At 68.6% G+C, this 1,081-nt stretch carries 1 pseudogene; it reads right to left on the bottom strand.

The window, feature by feature from the left end:
* Window positions 1–968: pseudogene (locus ACWC2B_RS38045) on the bottom strand (hypothetical protein); the annotation flags it as partial.
* Window positions 969–1,081 lie beyond the last annotated feature (113 nt).

The following is a 1,081-nucleotide window of genomic DNA, read 5'->3' as shown; positions in this document are numbered from 1 at the left end:
GCGCCGCCGGTGAAGACGGTGGTCAGGACGTTGAAGGTGACGCCGCCGGCGGCGCGGGCCGGATTTTTGCCCCATTCGTCCCAGGCGACGAGGGCCTTGCCGGTCTCCTTCATCGCGGTGCGGGAGTCGCGGAGCCAGCTGGGCATGTCCTTGTCGGGGGTGGCCCAGAACGCGGCGGCGAAGGGGGTGGAGGAGATCGCCAGACCCGTGGCCAGCTTCGCCAAGCCGGTCCAGGCCTGCCCCGCCTTGTCCCAGCCGTCGGTGCCGACGAGGGTGCCGAGGCCCTTGATGGTGCCCCAGATGCCGTCGACGATGAACCCGTCCCAGACGAAGCTTTTGACCTGGTGCCAGGCCCAGGCCAGGCCGGTGTACTCGCGTTCCGCGTGGCCGCCCCACGGAGTCTCCTCGGCGTGCTGGAGAGCGTCCGCGGAGTATCCGTACATGCCGGGTTTGTGGCTGCCGTCATCCACGGTGAGCTTGCTGCCGCCGACCAGCGCGGTGATCTTGTCGTGGCAGGCGCGCTCGGCGTCGGTGAACGCGGAGACGGTCGCGCCGACGTCGCTCATCAGGCGTTCGTTGTGGTCGATCTTCTTCTGGTCGCGCCGCCAGTGATCGTCGCCGGCGATGCTGTCGGTGAACGCGAACGCTTCGGTGCGCAGGCTCTTCAACTTGTCGACCAGCGGCCGGACCGTGGTCTCGTACTCGGTCAGCGCCGCGGCCGCCTTCTCCAGATCGTCCGCGAAGTCGTCGGCCTTGGTCTTGACGGGCAAGGTGGTGGCGAACAGCTGGTCGGCCTCGGGGGCGTGGTAGCAGGCGGACAGGCCCTGGAACTCCTGGTGGACGTTGGACCCGCCGTCGCGGAACTCACCCGCCTGCTTGGTCAGCGCCGCCGCATCCTTGGTCAGCTGCTCCAGGTTGCCGGTGAACATCGGGATCCCGGCGGGCTCGATGACGTCCTTGTCGCTCACTTGCCCGCCCCCGCCTTATCGCCCGGCTTCTCGACCGGCTTGCCGTCCGCCCCGACCTCCTGGCCCTTGTCGTTGATGACGGGCTCCTTGACGGCCTGCTTCTGCTTGTTCGC

Source organism: Streptomyces sp. NPDC001415 (assembly GCF_053597395.1).
Note: the sequence above shows the minus strand (reverse complement) of the source record. Positions and strands in the feature narration are given on the sequence as shown.